This is a genomic window from Citrobacter sp. Cpo071 (genome assembly GCF_030332765.1).
Taxonomy (GTDB): Bacteria; Pseudomonadota; Gammaproteobacteria; order Enterobacterales; family Enterobacteriaceae; genus Citrobacter; species Citrobacter portucalensis.
In genome coordinates this window covers 103,794-123,880 of the sequence record NZ_JAOWHE010000079.1, presented here as the reverse complement: position 1 = coordinate 123,880, position 20,087 = coordinate 103,794, and the positions used below count along the sequence as shown (strand labels likewise).

Below are 20,087 nucleotides of genomic sequence, written 5' to 3'. Positions count from 1 at the left end.
CCGTTCAAAGGGCGATTATTTTTTGTCTTTCACTTCTTCAAACTCGGCATCGACAACGTCGTCATCTTTAGCGTTGTTTGCAGAAGCATCAGCGCCTGCTGCACCAGCCTGCTGCTGTGCGTGCTGCTGCTGAGCGATTTCCATCAGTTTCTGGGAAACCTGTGCCAGCGCCTGCATTTTCGCTTCGATATCCGCTTTGTCTTCGCCTTTCAGAGAAGTTTCCAGCGCGGTCAGTGCAGACTCGATGGCAGTTTTGTCGTCAGCTGGCAGTTTGTCGCCTGCTTCTTCAACCTGCTTACGAGTGCTGTGCAGCAGATGGTCACCCTGGTTACGAGTCTGAACCAGCTCTTCAAACTTACGGTCAGATTCTGCGTTCGCTTCTGCTTCGCGAACCATTTTCTGAATTTCTTCTTCGTTCAGACCAGAAGAAGCCTTGATGGTGATCTTCTGCTCTTTACCGCTGTTTTTGTCTTTCGCGGAAACGTGCAGGATACCGTCGGCATCGATGTCAAAAGTAACTTCGATCTGCGGCATACCGCGCGGAGCCGGGCTGATACCATCCAGGTTAAACTGACCCAGATCTTTGTTATCAGCGGCGCGTTTACGTTCACCCTGCAGCACGTGGATGGTTACCGCAGACTGGTTGTCTTCAGCGGTAGAGAACACCTGGCTGTGCTTGGTCGGGATAGTGGTGTTTTTCGCGATCAGTGGAGTCATCACGCCACCCATGGTTTCGATACCCAGAGACAGCGGGGTAACGTCCAGCAGCAGCACGTCTTTCACATCACCGGTCAATACACCACCCTGAACGGCAGCACCGATTGCCACTGCTTCGTCCGGGTTAACGTCTTTACGCGGCTCTTTACCGAAGAACTCAGCAACTTTCTTCTGTACCATCGGCATACGAGTCTGACCACCGACCAGGATAACGTCCTGAACGTCGGAAACAGACAGACCAGCATCCTGCAGAGCAACTTTCAGCGGCTCGATAGAACGGTTAACCAGGTCTTCAACCAGGCTTTCCAGTTTCGCACGGGTCACTTTGATGTTCATGTGTTTCGGACCAGTCGCGTCTGCAGTAATGTACGGCAGGTTCACGTCGGTCTGCTGAGCGGAAGACAGTTCGATCTTCGCTTTCTCAGCGGCTTCTTTAAGACGCTGCATCGCCAGCGGGTCATTACGCAGATCGATACCCTGATCTTTCTTAAATTCGTCAACCAGGTAGTTGATCATACGGCTGTCGAAGTCTTCACCACCCAGGTGGGTATCACCGTTGGTTGCCAGAACTTCGAAGGTTTTTTCGCCGTCAACTTCGTCGATTTCGATAATAGAGATATCGAAAGTACCACCACCGAGGTCATAAACCGCGATAGTACGGTTGCCGACTTCTTTATCCAGACCGTAAGCCAGTGCCGCTGCGGTCGGTTCGTTGATGATACGTTTTACTTCCAGACCTGCGATACGGCCAGCATCTTTGGTTGCCTGACGCTGAGCATCGTTGAAGTATGCAGGTACGGTGATAACCGCTTCAGTTACCGGTTCGCCCAGGTAATCTTCAGCCGTTTTCTTCATTTTTTTCAGCACTTCAGCAGAAATCTGCGGCGGTGCCATTTTCTGACCTTTTACGTCAATCCATGCATCACCGTTGTCAGCACCGATGATTTTGTACGGCATGATGGCTTCATCACGCTGTACTTCTTCGTCCTGGAAGCGGCGGCCAATCAGGCGTTTAATCGCAAACAGGGTGTTTTGCGGGTTTGTCACTGCCTGACGTTTAGCCGGCTGACCAACCAGAGTTTCACCATCCTGGGTATAAGCAATGATAGAAGGCGTGGTGCGATCGCCCTCGGCGTTCTCCAGCACACGTGCAGTAGTGCCATCCATAATCGCTACACAAGAGTTGGTAGTACCCAGGTCGATACCAATAATTTTACCCATCTAAACGTCTCCACTAAAAATTCGGTCATCATGTGGTTGTGAATCTGTAATAAGGGCGAAACGTGCGGTTTCAACTACCCTGAATCGTTTTTTTTCAGACTCACCACTGCGGTTGTCTACAAGATGGGGTCGTAACCCACGTCATCAAGGGGGGCATGAAAATTTTTTTTAGCACAGTGGCGATAAAATTAAGGTAAAAGGCAGAAAGGCAAAAAAACGAATAGTTTCCAATCAAAATCAATTCACAAAACAAATCAAAACCAGCACGGTCATTCATGTGAAAATTGTAATAAAAAGAAAAGATTACGACCATGAAACGGTTTCCCGTCGGCGGTAAGATAGTCTGATGTCACACACTTTTACAGCCGTCAAAGAGAAATTCCATGAAATCCGTGTTAACCCTTTCCACCAGCCTGCTTATGGGCCTGCTGCTGAGCAGCGCCGCGCACGCTAACGATCATAAAGTTCTGGGTATGATTGCGATGCCCCGCAACGCAACCAACGATCTCACGCTGAGAATTCCCGTTTGCCGGGTAGTGAAGCGCATTCAGCTCACCGCCGATCGCGGTGATATTAAACTTAACGGCGCATCCGTCTACTTCAAAGCAGTACGCACTTCCAGCCAAAGCCTGAACGTCCCGTCATCTATTAAAGAGGGACAAACGACCAACTGGATCTCTATTAATAGCGACAACGACAATAAACGCTGCGTGTCTAAAATCACCTTCTCAGGCCAGTCAGTAAACTCCTCTGACATGGCAACGCTGAAAGTTATTGGCGACGATTAATTCTGCACATTTTGATTCAGAAGCCATAGAAAACATGCGGGGCAGACACGCGGTTGATGTGAAAGCCTTTGATCTGGAATAACCACTGCCGCGCCCATGACGCAGCGCCATCTGGCGATGGGTATTTCTTACCAGATCGTCCACCAAATCCCTCAGTTCCCGGCGGTACTTCAAATCGTCTGTCTTAGCAAAATGATCAACCACGCGTAAGCGTGATGCCCATCACAGGGAAAATAATTCATTTTCCCTTCGTTAGATCATAGACAGTGCCCTCTCCCCTGATTATCATGCCGCGCCCCGAAGACAGTGATCGTTATTTGGGGAAACTATTTCACCATTCAATCAATGATGATTTTGAGGAATTATGGGCAACACTAAGTTGGCTAATCCGGCACCGCTGGGCCTGATGGGCTTTGGCATGACCACCATTCTGCTTAACCTGCACAACGCGGGTTTCTTCGCCTTTGACGTTATTATTCTGGCGATGGGCATTTTCTACGGCGGTATCGCGCAAATATTTGCCGGTCTGCTGGAATATAAAAAGGGCAATACCTTCGGTTTAACCGCCTTTACCTCCTACGGTTCGTTCTGGCTGACGCTGGTTGCAATCCTGATCATGCCGAAAATGGGCCTGGCGGATGCAACCAATGGTCAGTTCCTGGGCGTATACCTGGGTCTGTGGGGCGTGTTTACACTGTTCATGTTCTTCGGCACGCTGAAAGCTAACCGCGCGTTGCAGTTTGTCTTCCTGAGCCTGACAGTGCTGTTCGCACTGCTGGCGGTCGGCAACATTGCAGGTAACGAAGCGATCATTCACGTTGCTGGCTGGATTGGCTTAGTGTGTGGCGCAAGCGCCATTTACCTGGCGATGGGTGAAGTGCTGAACGAACAGTTTGGCCGTACCATCCTGCCGATTGGTGAAGCGCACTAATCTGACGCTATCCCCCCGAACGGGGGGATATTCCTTACAAGCGCTGTAACTCTCCCTGCACGCTCGTATCGCGATGATAAATATCCTGTCGCAGCCAAACCCCCAGACCTAATCCCACCAGCGATAACGCCAGCACATACCAGGCCGGAGCCATTGGCGACACGCTCATTAACATCGTCACGGCGATTGGTGTCAGACCACCAAAAATGGCGTACGACACGTTGTAAGAAAAGGAGATTCCGGTAAAGCGGACCTCCGCCGGAAACGCCCGCACCATCACATAAGGCACAGCCCCCACCACGCCAACGCACAACCCTACCAGCCCGTATAGCAAGAACAAGTGCTGAGGATGGCTGCCGGTCAGATGATAGAAAAACCAGCTTGAACAGGCCAGCAGCAGGCTGCCGACAATAAAGGTTTTGCTGGCGCCGACCCGGTCGACAATAAACCCGGCCAGCAGACAGCCGACGCACAGCATAATGGTCGCGACACTGTTGGCTTGTAACGTCAACGCCGGTGCAAAACCATACTGCTTCTGCAACCAGACTGGCGACATCAGGATCACCACCACAATCCCGGCCGATAACAGCCAGGTCAGCAGCATAGAAATAACCACCGCTTTTTTATGTTTGCTCACCACCGACTTCACCGGTAGCTCTTGCGCCAGCGCTTTACGCTGCTGCATTTCGAGGAAAATGGGCGTTTCCTGCAACCAGCGACGCAGGTACATCGCCACCAGCCCAAACACGCCCCCCAGCAGGAACGGGATACGCCAGCCGTAGTCATGCACCGCCTGCTGCGTCAGGCTGGTATTCACCAGCGTCGCAACCACCGATCCCAGCAGAATCCCCACCGTCAGCCCGGCGGTCAGCGTGCCACAGGCAATGCCGATGCGGCGCTCCGGTACGTGCTCTGCCACGAACACCCACGCGCCCGGCACTTCTCCGCCGATGGCAGCGCCTTGCAAAATGCGCATCAGGAGTAACAGCAGCGGCGCGAGGATCCCCATTGAGGCGTAGGTAGGCAAAAGACCAATCGCCAGCGTCGGTATCGCCATCAGCAAAATGCTCAGGGTGAACATTTTCTTACGCCCGACCAGATCGCCAAAGTGCGCCATGATGATGCCACCCAGTGGACGCGCCAGATATCCGGCGGCAAAAATGCCGAAGGTTTGCACCTGACGTAGCCATTCAGGAATGTCTGCCGGGAAGAAGAGTTCGCCAACAACAGCGGCAAAGAAGACGAAGATAATGAAATCATAAAACTCAAGCGCACCGCCGAGGGCAGCAAGCGTAAGAGTTTTATAATCCTGGCGATTCAGCGGTCGAGTGTGTTGTGACATAGCAAACCATGAGTCAGTGGAGTTATTGAATCTGTCTGTCGATATATGTAAAGCAAAAATTACTATATCGTAAACAATTCAATACTCCACTGTCATTGGCACTTATGTCACGATCGGGCTACTTTCAGGCGTTTGTATCGCGGATTGCGCTTTTAGGACGAAAAGATGCTACAACAGCCGGTGCGGTTTCCACATACGGCCCATCCAGTAACTGTATACAATACGGTACACTTGCAAAAATACCCGGCACGATAACCTTACCGTCGGCATCTTTCACGCCTTCCAGCGTTTCTTTGATCGATTTCGGCTGCCCTGGCAGATTCAGAATCAACGCCTGTTTGCGAATCACACCAACCTGGCGGGAGAGAATAGCCGTTGGCACAAAGTGCAGGCTTATCTGGCGCATCTGCTCGCCAAAGCCCGGCATCTGGCGGTCGGCTACGGCCAGCGTGGCATCAGGCGTTACATCGCGGCGGGCCGGACCCGTTCCGCCGGTAGTCAGCACCAGATGACAGCTCATTTCATCCACCAGCTCACATAAGGTCTGTTCGATGATCGCCTGTTCATCCGGGATCAGTCGCGTTTGCAGCTCAAAAGGGGTGGTAAGGGCAGATGCCAGCCACTCTTCAAGGGCCGGGATACCTTTATCCTGGTAAACGCCGCTGGAAGCACGGTCAGAAATGGAAACCAGGCCAATGCGTAAAGTATTCATGATTATTCCGTTTAAACAGTCTCGTTAAACAGAATGATACACTGCGAAGGGAAGGACAGACAGGTTTCAGAAGAGGTAGCGTGACCCATATCAGGGCCACGCATTAATGATTACAGCAGATCGCCGATCATTTTTTCCAGTTTACCCTGGTCTACAGCAAACTTACGGATACCGTCCGCCAGTTTGTCTACAGCCATCGGATCCTGGTTGTGCTGCCACAGGAACTCAGCTTCGGTGATGCGTGCAGGACGCGCTTTCACTTCACCAGAGAAGGACAGTTTACGTTCGATAGTGCCTTCGCTTTCCGCCAGTTCTTTCAGCAGTGCCGGAGCAATAGTCAGACGATCGCAGCCTGCCAGCTCAATGATTTCGCCGACGTTACGGAAGCTCGCACCCATCACCACGGTTTCGTAACCGTGCTGTTTGTAGTACTCATAGATTTCCGTTACGGAAACCACACCCGGATCTTCTGCCGGTGCATACTCTTTCTTGTCAGTGTTGGCTTTGTACCAGTCCAGAATACGACCAACAAACGGAGAAATCAGATATACGCCAGCTTCTGCACATGCGCGCGCCTGAGCGAAGGAGAACAGCAGAGTCAGGTTACAGTTGATACCTTCTTTTTCCAGCTGCTCAGCGGCACGGATGCCCTGCCAGGTTGAAGCCAGTTTGATCAGAATGCGATCGTTGCTGATGCCAGCATCGTTGTACATTTTGATCAGACGTTTTGCTTTCGCGATGGACGCGTCGGTGTCGTAGGACAGACGAGCGTCAACTTCAGTGGAGATACGACCCGGGACCAGTTTCAGGATCTCCAGACCGATATTTACTGCCAGTTTGTCGGTCGCGTCGACGATCTGCTGTGCGCGGTCGTTGCTCTGCTGCTTAGCCCAGGCTACAGCGTCATCAATCAGCTTGCGGTATTCTGGGATCTGCGCTGCGTTAAGAATGAGAGAAGGGTTAGTTGTGGCATCCTGAGGCTGATACAGCTTCATTGCCGCGATGTCTCCGGTGTCGGCCACTACTGTGGTGAACTGACGAAGGGAGGTCAATTTGTCCGTCATGATAGCGATTCTCTTTAAACAGCTTGTTAGGGGGATGTAACCGATCTTCCCTGATGATAGCACGACGCACTCTCAGCGCAACCGCCTGGATTGTCCGACCCGCCGCTCAGCCCTGATTACGCATCTCACAGCTCGTGATGCGCAATTAAGGATATACCCATTGTTATGGTAAACTCCCGCAATCAATCACCTTATAAGGTATATACTGGTCGATAATTGGTAGCGCTTACACGGGATTATTCGCGCTTACCGGCATCAACAAGAGGGATGTTAATGCCTGATTTTTTCTCATTTATTAATGAAATACTCTGGGGATCGGTGATGATCTACCTCCTGCTTGGCGCAGGATGTTGGTTCACCTGGCGTACAGGGTTCGTGCAGTTCCGCTATATTCGCCAGTTTGGCAAAAGTCTTAAAAACAGCATCAGCCCGCAGCCGGGCGGTTTAACTTCTTTTCAGGCTCTGTGCACCAGTCTTGCCGCGCGCGTCGGTAGCGGAAATCTGGCGGGTGTGGCGTTGGCGATCGCCGCCGGCGGCGCGGGAGCCATTTTCTGGATGTGGGTCTCGGCGGTCATTGGTATGGCAACCTCATTCGCCGAATGTTCCCTTGCCCAGCTGTATAAAGAGCGCGACAGCAAGGGACAGTTTCGCGGCGGTCCTGCATGGTACATGGCCCGTGGATTGGGCATGCGCTGGATGGGCGTGCTGTTTGCCATCTTTTTACTCATTGCCTATGGCCTGATTTTTAACAGCGTGCAGGCAAACTCAGTCTCTCGTGCGTTGACCTTTGCTTTTGACATCCCTCCCCTCTTCTCCGGTATCGCACTGGCAATAGTGTCATTACTGGTCATCGTCGGCGGCATTAAAGGCGTTGCCCGCCTGATGCAATGGTTTGTTCCGATGATGGCGCTGCTGTGGATCGGTTGTAGCCTCGTCATCTGCCTTTGGCATTTCGGACAGCTCCCCGGCATTATCATGACCATCATAAAAAGCGCCTTTGGCTGGCAGGAAGCCGCGGCCGGTGCAGCCGGGTATACGCTAAGCCAGGCCATTGCCAGCGGTTTTCAGCGCGGTATGTTCTCTAATGAAGCCGGAATGGGCTCAACTCCGAACGCGGCTGCCTCGGCAGCATCCTGGCCGCCACACCCTGCAGCACAAGGCATTGTGCAAATGATTGGTGTATTGGGCGATACGCTAATTCTTTGTACGGCCAGCGCAATGATCATTTTACTGGCGGGTAATGGCACCACTTATGTGCCAATGGAAGGCATCCAGTTGCTGCAACGAGCCATGGTCTCGCTGACGGGTGAATGGGGGGCCGGATTCGTTGCCTTAATAGTGATTCTGTTTGCCTTTAGCTCTATCGTCGCCAACTACATTTATGCGGAAAACAACCTCATATTTCTGAAACTGGACAACATCCGGGTTATCTGGCTATTACGAATCGCCACCGTTTGCACAGTCATTGGTGGTACGTTAATCAGTTTTCCGCTGGTTTGGCAACTTGCCGACATCATCATGGCTTGTATGGCCATTACTAACCTGACGGCGATTCTGCTGCTTTCTCCGGTTGTACATACCATCGCCAGCGATTATCTGCGCCAGCGAAAACTCGGGGTGCGCCCGGAATTCGATCCGCGCCGTTATCCTGATATCAGACAACAGCTTGCGCCCGATAGCTGGGATGAAACGCCGCGCGAATAGCGCGGCAATCGCAACCATCGATCAATTCAGTCGTTTTTTTTGCTAAAGTCGCAGTAAATTTCCTGCAAGGACTGGATATGCTGATTCTGATTTCACCTGCAAAAACGCTCGACTACCAAAGCCCGCTGGCAACGACACGTCATACGCTGCCCGAGTTGCTGGATCACTCTCAGCAGCTTATTCACGTGGCACGCCAGCTCTCTGCACCGCAGATTGGCAAGCTCATGGGGATTAGCGACAAGCTGGCGGATCTGAACGCCACCCGTTTCCATGACTGGCAGCCTGACTTCACGCCGGACAATGCACGTCAGGCCATTCTGGCGTTTAAAGGCGACGTCTATACAGGGTTGCAGGCTGAAACCTTCAGCGAGGCGGATTTCGACTTCGCTCAACAGCATTTACGGATGCTGTCCGGGTTGTACGGCGTTTTGCGTCCGCTGGATTTGATGCAGCCATACCGTCTGGAGATGGGCATTCGTCTGGCCAATGCGAAGGGTAAAGATCTCTACCAGTTCTGGGGAGATACCATCACCGATAAACTTAACGAAGCGCTGGAAGCGCAAGGCGACAGCGTGGTGATCAACCTCGCCTCGGATGAGTATTTTAAATCCGTGAAGCCGAAAAAACTCAACGCTGAGCTTATCAAACCGGTCTTCCTCGACGAGAAGAACGGCAAGTTTAAAGTCATCAGCTTCTATGCCAAAAAAGCGCGCGGCCTGATGAGTCGCTACATTATTGAGAACCGCTTAACGCAACCGGAACAGCTGACCGCATTTAACAGCGAAGGCTACTTCTTTGATGAAGAAGCATCAGGAAACGGCGAACTGGTGTTTAAACGCCACGAGCAATAGTAAAAAGGCCGGATGACGGCTAACGCCTTATCCGGCCTACAGGTTTTGTCGGCCCGCTATGCAAAGCGCCAGCGGGCGCAACCGTTAACCGCGGGTCATCATCAGCTTGCGCAGTTCAGCAAAATCAGCTGGCAGGTGATGAGAAAGCAGCGGCAGGTCCGCGCGTTCCGCCAGTTCTTTTGGCAACGCCAGCGTCAGGTCAAGAATCTCTTCAACGCTTTCTTTAAACTTCGCCGGATGCGCAGTACCAAGGAACAGGCCGTACTCGCCTGGATTCAGTTGGTCACGCAGCGCTCGGTAAGCCACCGCCGCATGCGGTTCTGAGGTGTAGCCTATCTCATGTAACTCACGCATCGTGTCCTGAGTCGTCGCATCGTCAACAGCGGCATAACCCAGCTCATTCAGACGCCAGATTTTACGGCGGAACAGTTCTTCCACGCGCGGCCAGTTGTTCGGCTGGCTGACATCCATCGCATTCGACAACGTTGCCTGGGTCGCTTTCGGCGCCCACTCACCTTCTGCAAGGAAACGCGGAACCGTATCGTTAACGTTAGTCGCCGCGATAAAACGCTTCACCGGCAAGCCCAGTGATTTCGCCAGCAGCCCGGCGGTCAGATCGCCAAAGTTACCGCTGGGAACGGAAATCACCAGTTGATTACGCGCCTCTTGCGGCAGTTGGGCCACAGCCTCAAAGTAGTAACAGATTTGCGCCAACAGACGGCTGATGTTAATTGAGTTAGCCGAGTTCAGTCCCAGAGCCACCTTCAGCTCTTCGTCATCAAACGCCTGTTTCACCAGCGCCTGGCAGGCATCAAAATCGCCATCAATCGCCACAGTTTCAATGTTACCGCCCAGCGTACAGAACAGTTTTTCCTGTAATGGGCTGATCTTGCCTTTCGGATAGAGGATCACCACGCGCACATTTTTCAGGCCATAAAAGGCATGCGCAACCGCCGCCCCGGTGTCTCCGGAAGTCGCCGTCAGAATCGTTACCGGTTTGTCGCCACTGATGTGCGTCAGCATCTGCGCCATAAAGCGCCCGCCAAAGTCTTTAAATGCAAGCGTAGGGCCGTGGAACAGTTCCAGACAGCCGACATCCGCGGCAACCTGGGCAACCGGAGCCGGAAAGGCAAATGCCGCACGCACGCGCTCTTCCAGAATTTCCTGAGGGATCTCATCACCAATAAATGCGGACAGGATCTTCGCGCTGCGGCTAACGAAGTCCTGGTTCAGCATCTCATCCACTTCTGTCAGATTGAATTCCGGTAGATCGTGCGGAAAAAACAATCCCTGATTCTTGCCCAGTCCTTGCGTAACAGCCTGTGCAAAGCTGACCTGTTCGTTGTGATCTTTCAGATTATACAGTTTCATTGATTATCCCAGTACCCGTGCGCCCGCCGTGTCCAGCCGGCAAATATGAACAAAGCCTTCCTGATTTTGTAGGTAATTTTTACCCAGCCAATCTGCTACGCGCTGTGCCGTATCCGGCTTATCGCACAAAGCGAACAGCGTCGGCCCTGACCCGGATATACCGCTGGCCAGCGCGCCAATTTCTGCGACCGCCTGACGCGCCTGGCTAAAGCCTGGCAGCAAGCGGGTACGATACGGCTCAGCAATGACATCTTTCATCAGCTTCGCGGCCAGAAGAGGCTGACGGGAATAGCAGGCATGGATGAATCCAGCCAGATGCCGCCCGTGAGCGATACAGTCCTGACGGCGATACTGCGCTGGGAGAATCGCCCGCGCTTCAGCCGTCGACACTTTAATCCCTGGATACGCCAGTACCCACAGCCACTCATCAAAGCCTGGCACCTGCTGGCTAATAATGCCGTTTTCTTCAATCATTAACTGCATACCGCCCAAAAAGCACGGGGCGACGTTATCGTAATGAATGCTGCCGGAGATACGCCCTTCAAGTTCGCCCATTATCGCTAACAGGCGCGTATCGTTGAGCGGCTTGCCGCAGTGTTCGTTCATAGCGACTAACGCCGCCACGACGGAACAGGCGCTGGAGCCTAACCCGGAGCCAATCGGCATATTTTTTTCCAGCGTCATCGCCACCGGAACGGTTTTACCCAACTCCTGGCAGAATCGCTCCCAACACTGGTAGACAATATTTTCACGTGGCTCGGACGGCAGTTTGTTGGCAAAGCGCCCAAGGTTGTTCAGGCTGAACTGGTCAGCCGCCTCAACAGACACCACATCACCCAACAGCGAACCGTCCACCGGAGTTACCGCCGCACCGAGTACATCAAACCCGACGCTCATATTGGCACTGGAAGCCGGGGCATAAACTCTCACCATGTCAGACTCCTAACTTCCATGAAAGGGTGCGTAGCAGGTCGGCAAAGACGCCCGCCGCCGTCACATCGTTACCCGCGCCATATCCGCGCAGAACCAACGGTAACGGCTGATAATAGTGGCTATAGAACGCCAGCGCGTTTTCACCGTTTTTCACTTTAAACAGCGGATCGTTGCCGTCTACTGCATCAATTTTCACGCGACAAACGCCGTCCTCTTCGATATTGCCAACATAGCGCAATACTTTTCCCTCATCACGGGCTTTCGCCACGCGCGCGGCAAAGACGTCATCCAGCTGCGACAATTTCGCCATAAACGCGGAAACATCACCGGAGTCATCAAACTCTTTTGGCAGGACCGGCTCAATGACAATGTCAGAAAGCTCCAGCTCACGACCGGTTTCACGGGCCAGGATCAGCAGCTTACGCGCCACGTCCGTACCGGAAAGATCGTCACGCGGATCGGGTTCGGTATAGCCCATCTCACGCGCCAGGGTGGTGGCCTGCGAGAAGCTCATGCCTTCATCCAGCTTGCCGAAAATAAACGACAGTGAGCCAGAAAGGATGCCTGAAAAACGTTGCAGTTCATCACCTGCGCTGAGCAGATTTTGCAGGTTTTCAATAACCGGCAAGCCCGCGCCCACGTTGGTGTCGTACAGGAATTTACGACGAGACTTCGCGGCGGCAAAACGCAGCTGATGATAGTAATCCATCGACGACGTGTTGGCCTTTTTGTTCGGCGTAACCACGTGGAAGCCTTCACGCAAGAAGTCGGCATATTGATCCGCTACCGCCTGGCTTGACGTACAGTCGACAATCACCGGATTGAGCAGATGGTATTCTTTCACCAGACGAATTAAGCGCCCAAGGTTGAAAGGCTCTTTCGCGCTCTCCAGCTCCGACTGCCAGTTTTCCAGATTCAGACCGTGGACGTTGGTCAGCAGGGCCTTCGAGTTCGCCACACCGCACACGCGCAGATCGATATGCTTCTTTTTGAGCCAGGTTTGCTGACGTTTAAGCTGCTCCAGCAGCGCACCGCCCACGCCGCCTACGCCAATCACAAACACTTCAATCACCTGGTCGGTGTTGAACAGCATTTGATGGGTCACGCGTACGCCGGTGGTCGCGTCATCGTTATTCACCACCACCGAAATAGAACGCTCAGACGAGCCCTGGGCTATCGCTACAATATTGATGTTCGCCCGAGCCAGCGCGGCAAAGAACTTCGCCGAGATGCCGCGCAGGGTGCGCATACCATCGCCAACAACAGAGATGATGGCCAGACGCTCAGTCACCGCCAGCGGCTCCAGCAGGCCTTCTTTCAGCTCGAGGTAGAATTCATCCTGCATGGCGCGTTGTGCACGCGTGCAGTCGCCCTGCGGGACGCAGAAGCTGATGCTGTATTCAGAAGAGGATTGGGTGATCAGCACTACCGAGATGCCCGCACGCGACATTGCGGCAAAAACGCGCGCCGCCATGCCCACCATGCCTTTCATTCCAGGGCCGGAAACGCTAAACATCGCCATGTTATTGAGGTTAGAAATACCTTTTACCGGCAAATCATCGTCATCACTGCTGGCACCGATCAGCGTACCGGGCGCTTGCGGATTGCCGGTATTTTTAATCAGGCACGGGATCTGGAACTGGGCAATAGGGGTAATGGTGCGCGGGTGCAGCACTTTAGCGCCGAAGTAAGAAAGCTCCATCGCTTCCTGATAAGACATCGACTTAAGCAGTCGGGCGTCGGGTACCTGACGCGGATCGCAAGTATATACACCGTCGACATCGGTCCAGATTTCACAACAATCGGCACGCAAACAGGCGGCCAGTACGGCGGCAGAGTAGTCAGAGCCATTACGCCCCAACACCACTAACTCACCTTTTTCATTTCCAGCGGTAAACCCTGCCATCAGAATCATGTGGTCCGCAGGAATACGGCTGGCGGCGATGCGGCGCGTAGATTCGGCGATATCAACGGTAGATTCGAGGTAATGGCCGACAGCCAGCAATTTCTCCACCGGGTCGATGACCGTTACGTTATGCCCGCGTGCTTCCAACAGGCCGGCCATGATAGCAATCGACATTTTTTCACCACGGCAGATAAGCGCGGCATTGATACTGTCCGGGCACTGTCCCAGCAGGCTGATGCCGTGCAGGACGTGCTTAATCTGGGCAAATTCTTGTTCAACAAAGGCTTTGAGCTGCGCCAGCGGAAAACCTGGTTGCTCGGCGGCAAGACCCGCCAGCAGCTCGGAGAAAATGCGTTCGGCGTCGCTGATATTAGCTAAAGCATCCTGACCACCGATGGTCTTCTCAATCATTGCCACCAGATGGTTGGTAATTTTTGCGGGGGCAGAGAGAACGGTCGCGACCTGCCCCTGTCTGGCATTGCTTTCCAGAATATCGGCAACCCGCAGAAAGCGCTCTGCATTTGCCACTGATGTACCGCCGAACTTCAACACTCGCATGGTTTACCTCATTGCCTTTGGTCGAAAAAAAAGCCCGCACTGTTTAGGTGCGGGCTTTTTCTTGTGTTTCCTGTACGCGTCAGCCCGCACCGTTACCTGTGGTAATGGTGATGGTTGTAGTAATGGTGATGCTGATGCGTTTCATGATGTTGTGTGCTCTGTAATTATTTATTATCTGTCCTGTATTCTTTTAGGGTTAAAGTATCTGCTGACCTAAGTCAATAAATTTTTAAATTGATCACATTCCGAAACTTGTTCATGAGCGACTGCTTGCCCTTTTACTTTCAACCAATACAGCATGTTGAGCCCACTTGAACCAAGAACAAAACACTACACAACAAAGATTGTTCGACATTTTATTTTGTGATGTTTTTTTCAATATCATGTAAAAAACGGTGCAACATTGCCGTGTCTCGCTGCCCCAACAGACCCATTCGCTGTTGCAACCAGTCCGTCAGCTTGATGTCGTCAGAAACGTTCAGCGTGGCTAATAAACGCAAAACGCGTGCGCGCAATGCCTGCAGCTGAAGTTCATCCGTCACCTCAACGTTTTTGGCCGGTTGTTGTATTAAACCTGCTAATTGATAGCAATACACCATCACCGCCTGCCCCAAATTGAGTGAAGGATAGTCAGCGACCATCGGTACACCAGTGAGTACATCTGCCAGCGCTAATTCTTCATTGGTCAGCCCCGAATCTTCACGACCAAACACCAGCGCTGCATGTTCCATCCACGTGGATTTCTCCTGTAACAGGGGAACCAGTTCGACCGGGGTGGCGTAATAATGGAACTTCGCCCGGCTACGCGCGGTGGTCGCAACGGTAAAATCAACGTCGTGAAGCGCATCGGCTAACGTTGGAAAAACGTTAATATTATCAATAATGTCGCCCGATCCATGCGCGACCCATCGCGTGGCGGGTTCCAGGTGCGCCTCGCTGTCAACGATACGTAATTGAGTGAATCCCATGGTCTTCATCGCACGGGCAGCCGCACCAATATTTTCCGCTCTGGCAGGGGCAACCAGAATAATTGTTAAACGCATTTCGATACTCTTTTTGGTCAGTCTGCAAGTAATAATGTGACGCACGTCAACATATTACGCAGCGCAAATTTACATTTTTTTAACAGAAGTCACTGAAAAAGGATTTCGCATCCGGTAAAAAATGCTAAACTATTTCCAAACTGTACTATTGCTTTTTATGTTAACAAAAGTTGTATATCCCTCTGTTTATCCATGATAATTTATTTTAAAATGGATCGCATTGGTTGGATTCATTACATTTATTAATTAGCTCGTGCAACTAGTTGTAATATTGCAATTTTGTGATGAAAGCAAACATTTGGATACGTTGATTTCATCAAACTGTTAACGTGCTACAATTGAACTTGATATATGTCAACGAAGCGTAGTTTTATTGGGTGTCCGGCATGTCTTAGCCTGTTATGTTGCTGTTAAAATGGTTAGGATGACAGCCGTTTTTGACACTGTCGGGTCCAGAGGGAAACTACCCACGACCAAGCTAATGATGTTGTTGACGTTGATGGAAAGTGCATCAAGAACGCAATTACGTACTTTAGTCATGTTACGCCGATCATGTTAATTTACGGCATGCATCAGGCAGGTCAGGGACTTTTGTACTTCCTGTTTCGATTTAGTTGGCAATTTAGGTAGCAAACATGCAGACCCCGCACATTCTTATCGTTGAAGACGAGTTAGTAACACGCAACACGTTGAAAAGCATTTTCGAAGCAGAAGGCTATGATGTATTCGAAGCGACAGATGGCGCGGAAATGCATCAGATTCTCTCTGAATATGACATCAACCTTGTGATTATGGATATCAATCTGCCTGGGAAAAATGGCCTCCTGTTAGCGCGCGAACTTCGCGAACAAGCTAACGTTGCGCTGATGTTCCTGACGGGCCGTGATAACGAAGTCGATAAAATTCTCGGCCTCGAAATCGGCGCAGACGATTACATCACCAAGCCGTTTAACCCGCGCGAACTGACTATCCGTGCTCGTAACCTGCTGTCCCGTACCATGAACCTGGGTACTGTCAGCGAAGAACGCCGTAGCGTCGAAAGCTACAAGTTCAACGGCTGGGAGCTGGACATTAACAGCCGCTCTCTGATTGGTCCTGACGGCGAGCAGTATAAACTGCCACGCAGCGAATTCCGTGCAATGCTTCACTTCTGTGAGAATCCGGGCAAAATCCAGTCTCGCGCAGAACTGCTGAAAAAAATGACCGGTCGCGAACTGAAGCCGCATGACCGTACCGTTGACGTGACTATCCGCCGCATTCGTAAACATTTCGAATCTACGCCGGATACGCCAGAAATCATCGCCACCATTCACGGTGAAGGCTACCGTTTCTGCGGCGACCTGCAGGATTAATTCAATCCTCACAGGTAAAAAAACGGCGCGTTATGCGCCGTTTTTCATTTCCCCACCGCCCTATTTCCATAGGCGAAACTCGTCACTCTGCGCAGGCAGAGGCTCCGGAATTTCTGTCGGCTTTGGTTTTGGCTGTGCCAGCGAGTGCCAGTCAAGATGACGCGTCAGGAACATCACGCCACACAACGCGACCAACAGCACGCCGGTTCCCAGCAGTAAAGAGCTGTCCTGTGAACGTAGCAGCACCCACATCACCCCATCCAACCCCAGCAGCGCCACGGTGAATAAAATACTGTTCCGCCAACTCTGTAATATCGCCTGCAGATACACCCCGTTCATTAACGCGCCTACCAGGCTTGCCGTAATCCACGCCGCCGTAAACCCAATGTGCTCAGACAATGCCAGCAGCAGCAGATAAAACATCACCAGCGATAGCCCCACCAGCAGATACTGCATCGGGTGCAGACGCAGGCTGGTCATACTTTCAAGCACGAAGAAAGACATAAAGGTCAGTACAATCAGCAGGATGGCATACTTGGTAGCCCTGTCCGTTAACTGATACTGATCCGCTGGCGTGGCGACGGCAACGCTAAATGCAGGCATTCCCTTCCAGCCAATCTTTTCGCCATCAAAGCGTTCGCCGAGGTTATTCGCGAACCAGCTGCTCTGCCACTGGGCCTTAAATCCTGATTCGCTGATTTCGCGCTTCGCCGGGAGGAAATCCCCCAGAAAGTTGGGATGCGGCCAGTTGCTGGTTAAAGTCATTTCACTGTTACGGCCAACCGGAACAACGGAGAAATCTCCGGTTCCGCTCAAATTCAACGACAGCACCATGCTCAGGTTTTGCTCCGCCCAGCTCGCGTCAGGTAGCGGTATGTGGATCCCTTGAGCTCCCCCATCCAGCCCCGTCCCTGGCTCAACGGCCAGCAATTCCCCATTGACCTGCGGCGCTTGCACCACACCAATCCCGCGCGCATCCCCCACGCCAACCACGATAAACGGTTTGCCGACGCTGACGTTGGGATGGTTTAAATCGCGCAAGCGTTCAGCGTTAAACTCGGCCTTCACCGAGAGGTCATTGTGCCAGACCTGGCCTTCGTAAATACCGATTTTACGCGCTTCAACGTTCTGATTCCCCTCAACCACCAACGACTCCGGCAGCCAGAAATGGATATAGCTGCGCTTACGCTGGATCTGTTTGTCGCCTTCCAGCTCGATATACAGTTCCGTCACCGGGACGGCAATCAGCGGCCCGACCATCTTTTGCGGCCCGCTGGTGCTCTGACGAATAGCATCTTCGACTTCATCACGATAATCCGATCGCTCAACGATTATCTGCCTGACCATCGTCAGTGGAATTAACAGCAATAATATGGCGCCGCCTAAGGTGACGATTTTCCAAAACAGGGGTGATTTAAACATAGCGTTCTCCTTTGCAATATCAGTAAGGTAGAACAGCTATGTGCGGAGAATTTGAAGTTATGTGAAGTGACGGTGAAGCGTAAACGAGGCCTGGGCGCCGCCCTCTGGTCGGTTAGATAATGTCACCGTACCTTCATGCAGTCGTGCAACTTCATTGACAAACGCCAGCCCCAAACCGCTGCTCTTGTGTCCATTCTCGCGGGGCAGCGAGTAGAAGCGCTCAAAAATACGCGGCAACGCAAAATCAGGGATCCCGCTACCGCTGTCGGTAACCTGCAATGTGACCAGCTCCTCCTGCTGATGCGCGCTCAACGTAATCGTCCCGCCCTGTGGCGTGAAGTCGATAGCGTTGTCGAGCAAGTTCCCCAATGCCTGCTCCAGTAACGCGGGATCGGCAGCGACGCTAAGCGATGAAGGCAGAATGGTCAGCGTAATGTTTTTTGCCGCCAGCTGCACGCTACGCGCCTCTTTGAGCTGAGCAAAAAGCGTATCTACCTCCACCGCCGTCAACGTAATGTCCTGTCGATTCTCCAGTCGCGCCTGGCGCAGCAAAGTTTCGACCAGCGCCTGCATGCGCGCATTTTGCGTCAGAATATTATCGGTAAAACGCGCTACCACGTTTGGCGGCGGGCCTTCGCGCAATATCTCTGCCGCGCCACGAATGGCCGCCAGCGGACTTTTCAGCTCATGCGTTAACGCGTAGACATACTGCTCAATGTAGTTCTTGCCTTCGAGCTTCAGACGCATACTTTCCAGCGCCTGCGCCAGTTTGCGTAACTCGCTGCTGCCTAAATCAGGCAGTGGGACGGGGCGATTCTCGGTAACGGAGTCGGCATAACGCGCCAGCCGGGCAATGGATCGGTTTATCCACCATACCATCCCGAAGCCAATCACCAGGGCAATGCCCAGCAATACGGCGCTGGCCCACAGCATTCGCCGTTCACTGCGTTTAATCACCGGTGCCATCGCCGCATTTGGTTTGCCGACACTGAGCACGCCGATAATACGCCCACCGTCTACGATCGGCGCGGCAACGTACATCACTGAGCTTTCCGGATCGTTCGGGTTTTGCGGCGTGCTGCGGGCACCATACTGCCCACGCAGCGTTAACCACACATCGTTCCAGCGGGAGTAGTCCTGACCGACGGCCTGGTTAGCTGAATCAAACAACACCTTGCCCTGCGCGTCCGTCATGTAGACATGGTATTCATTACGCACTTTGTTAATGCCGCTGATGTTGGCGTTAAATGGGCGGTTATGCAGCTGCGCAAATGCCTGCGCCAGCTTGCCGTTAGCCGGTGAGTCAGAGAGCACGTCATCACGCGCCAGTGCAGCCAGCAGCGTGGCGGTATCAATTAGAGTACCTTCGGTCGCCCGACGAACGCCTGGCTTAATTTCCTGCACAAAGATCGACAGAACAAACCAGGCGGCGACCGCGACAATCAGAAAATAGCCGAGCAGCAAACGCATGCCAATGCGCATCAGCAGTTCCTCAGGCTGTATCCCATACCGCGATGTGTATTGATGGGGGAAAGCTCCGGATTGATAGCCCGCAGCTTGGCACGCAGCGTTTTGATGTGAGTATCAACCGTTCTGTCAAAGGTATCCTGCGCGTCTGCCCAGACTAAATCCATCAGCTGCTGGCGAGAGTAAATACGTCCCGGCGACATCAGCAATGTTTTCAGCAGCAGGAATTCATAGCGCGTCAGGTTCAACGGCATGTCGAACCAGGTAATCTGCGCGGCCAGCTCATTAAGTTCAAAATCCCCACAGCGCGTCGTCGATGAAGGCGTGGAGAATTTTTGCACCCGCCGCAGCAGCGTACGCACACGAGCGCACACCTCACGCGGCGAGAAAGGCTTGGCAACATAGTCATCTGCGCCAATTTCCAGCCCCAACAGGCGATCCACTTCATCGCTGCGCGCGGTCAGAAAGAGGATCGGCAACGCCGGGTGGCGTTCCAGTAAACGTCGGCACAGTTCAAAACCACTGATATCCGGTAGCCCGACATCCAGAATGATGGCATCAGGGCATTGCTGGCGAGATTTCTCCAGCACGGGAAATCCGCGCTCAAACGCCTCTACACTAAACCCTTCCTGTTGCAGCATGTAGATAAGCGTATCAGCGATTCCCTGCTCATCCTCAACCAACCAGATCAACGGCTGTTGCATT

The 20,087-nt window shown here is 52.6% G+C and carries 18 protein-coding genes and 1 other annotated feature; of the genes, 5 read left to right on the top strand and 13 right to left on the bottom strand.

Annotated features, from left to right (window positions below):
• Positions 1-15: 15 nt before the first annotated feature.
• Positions 16-1,938, bottom strand: coding sequence for a molecular chaperone DnaK (gene dnaK, locus OGY09_RS11110; protein ID WP_003829739.1), 1,923 nt, complete (start codon positions 1,936-1,938; stop codon positions 16-18).
• Between the two features lie 383 nt (positions 1,939-2,321).
• Between dnaK and OGY09_RS11105 the strand changes: the two genes are divergently transcribed.
• Positions 2,322-2,726, top strand: a complete 405-nt coding sequence (locus OGY09_RS11105) for a DUF2541 family protein (protein ID WP_008786150.1) — start codon at positions 2,322-2,324, stop codon at positions 2,724-2,726.
• 364 nt (positions 2,727-3,090) lie between these two features.
• Positions 3,091-3,657 carry an acetate uptake transporter gene (gene satP / locus OGY09_RS11100; protein ID WP_003829744.1) on the top strand — a complete coding sequence of 189 codons (567 nt, stop codon included), beginning with the start codon at positions 3,091-3,093 and terminating at the stop codon, positions 3,655-3,657.
• Between the two features lie 34 nt (positions 3,658-3,691).
• Here satP and OGY09_RS11095 read toward each other — a convergent pair whose 3' ends face one another.
• The 3 genes from OGY09_RS11095 to tal all read right to left on the bottom strand — a co-directional run bounded on the left by OGY09_RS11095 (position 3,692) and on the right by tal (position 6,775).
• A complete protein-coding gene (locus OGY09_RS11095) occupies positions 3,692-4,999 on the bottom strand; it encodes an MFS transporter (RefSeq protein WP_032942331.1) in 1,308 nt (435 codons plus the stop codon).
• 124 nt (positions 5,000-5,123) lie between these two features.
• Positions 5,124-5,711 carry a molybdopterin adenylyltransferase gene (mog, locus tag OGY09_RS11090; RefSeq protein WP_003018973.1) on the bottom strand — a complete coding sequence of 196 codons (588 nt, stop codon included), beginning with the start codon at positions 5,709-5,711 and terminating at the stop codon, positions 5,124-5,126.
• 110 nt (positions 5,712-5,821) lie between these two features.
• Entirely contained in the window at positions 5,822-6,775 is a 954-nt protein-coding gene (gene tal, locus OGY09_RS11085) for a transaldolase (RefSeq protein ID WP_003829752.1), read from the bottom strand.
• A gap of 273 nt (positions 6,776-7,048) precedes the next feature.
• On the opposite strand from tal, the gene OGY09_RS11080 reads away from it, so the two are divergent.
• Both OGY09_RS11080 and yaaA read left to right on the top strand, forming a co-directional pair.
• Positions 7,049-8,479 (top strand): alanine/glycine:cation symporter family protein, encoded by a 1,431-nt coding sequence (locus OGY09_RS11080; RefSeq protein ID WP_020996236.1) that lies wholly within the window; start codon positions 7,049-7,051, stop codon positions 8,477-8,479.
• A 77-nt stretch (positions 8,480-8,556) separates the two neighbouring features.
• A complete protein-coding gene (gene yaaA / locus OGY09_RS11075) occupies positions 8,557-9,330 on the top strand; it encodes a peroxide stress protein YaaA (protein ID WP_032942329.1) in 774 nt (257 codons plus the stop codon).
• Between the two features lie 84 nt (positions 9,331-9,414).
• Here yaaA and thrC read toward each other — a convergent pair whose 3' ends face one another.
• The 6 genes from thrC to yjjY form a co-directional block, all read right to left on the bottom strand.
• A complete protein-coding gene (thrC, locus tag OGY09_RS11070) occupies positions 9,415-10,701 on the bottom strand; it encodes a threonine synthase (RefSeq protein ID WP_032942327.1) in 1,287 nt (428 codons plus the stop codon).
• A gap of 3 nt (positions 10,702-10,704) precedes the next feature.
• Positions 10,705-11,634, bottom strand: coding sequence for a homoserine kinase (gene thrB / locus OGY09_RS11065; RefSeq protein WP_008786144.1), 930 nt, complete (start codon positions 11,632-11,634; stop codon positions 10,705-10,707).
• Position 11,635: 1 nt separating this feature from the next.
• Entirely contained in the window at positions 11,636-14,098 is a 2,463-nt protein-coding gene (thrA, locus tag OGY09_RS11060; protein ID WP_032942326.1) for a bifunctional aspartate kinase/homoserine dehydrogenase I, read from the bottom strand.
• 23 nt (positions 14,099-14,121) lie between these two features.
• Positions 14,122-14,248, bottom strand: a sequence feature (Thr leader region).
• Positions 14,178-14,243: a thr operon leader peptide gene (gene thrL / locus OGY09_RS11055; RefSeq protein ID WP_032337689.1), complete on the bottom strand. Its 66-nt coding sequence runs from the start codon at positions 14,241-14,243 to the stop codon at positions 14,178-14,180. It overlaps the preceding feature by 66 nt.
• 206 nt (positions 14,249-14,454) lie before the next feature.
• Complete coding sequence (locus tag OGY09_RS11050) at positions 14,455-15,141, bottom strand: tRNA/rRNA methyltransferase (RefSeq protein WP_003829762.1); 687 nt, start codon at positions 15,139-15,141, stop codon at positions 14,455-14,457.
• Positions 15,142-15,540: 399 nt separating this feature from the next.
• Positions 15,541-15,681 carry a YjjY family protein gene (gene yjjY / locus OGY09_RS11045; RefSeq protein WP_042998021.1) on the bottom strand — a complete coding sequence of 47 codons (141 nt, stop codon included), beginning with the start codon at positions 15,679-15,681 and terminating at the stop codon, positions 15,541-15,543.
• Positions 15,682-15,776: 95 nt separating this feature from the next.
• On the opposite strand from yjjY, the gene arcA reads away from it, so the two are divergent.
• Positions 15,777-16,493 carry a two-component system response regulator ArcA gene (gene arcA / locus OGY09_RS11040; protein ID WP_001194359.1) on the top strand — a complete coding sequence of 239 codons (717 nt, stop codon included), beginning with the start codon at positions 15,777-15,779 and terminating at the stop codon, positions 16,491-16,493.
• Between the two features lie 60 nt (positions 16,494-16,553).
• Here arcA and creD read toward each other — a convergent pair whose 3' ends face one another.
• From creD to creB, 3 genes are read right to left on the bottom strand one after another with little or no spacing between them, the layout of a single operon-like run.
• Positions 16,554-17,915, bottom strand: coding sequence for a cell envelope integrity protein CreD (creD, locus tag OGY09_RS11035; protein WP_032942325.1), 1,362 nt, complete (start codon positions 17,913-17,915; stop codon positions 16,554-16,556).
• Between the two features lie 57 nt (positions 17,916-17,972).
• Positions 17,973-19,397 carry a two-component system sensor histidine kinase CreC gene (creC, locus tag OGY09_RS11030; protein ID WP_032942324.1) on the bottom strand — a complete coding sequence of 475 codons (1,425 nt, stop codon included), beginning with the start codon at positions 19,395-19,397 and terminating at the stop codon, positions 17,973-17,975.
• Positions 19,397-20,086, bottom strand: coding sequence for a two-component system response regulator CreB (gene creB, locus OGY09_RS11025; RefSeq protein ID WP_032942323.1), 690 nt, complete (start codon positions 20,084-20,086; stop codon positions 19,397-19,399). Before creB ends, creC begins: the two co-directional genes overlap by 1 nt.
• Position 20,087: the final 1 nt, after the last annotated feature.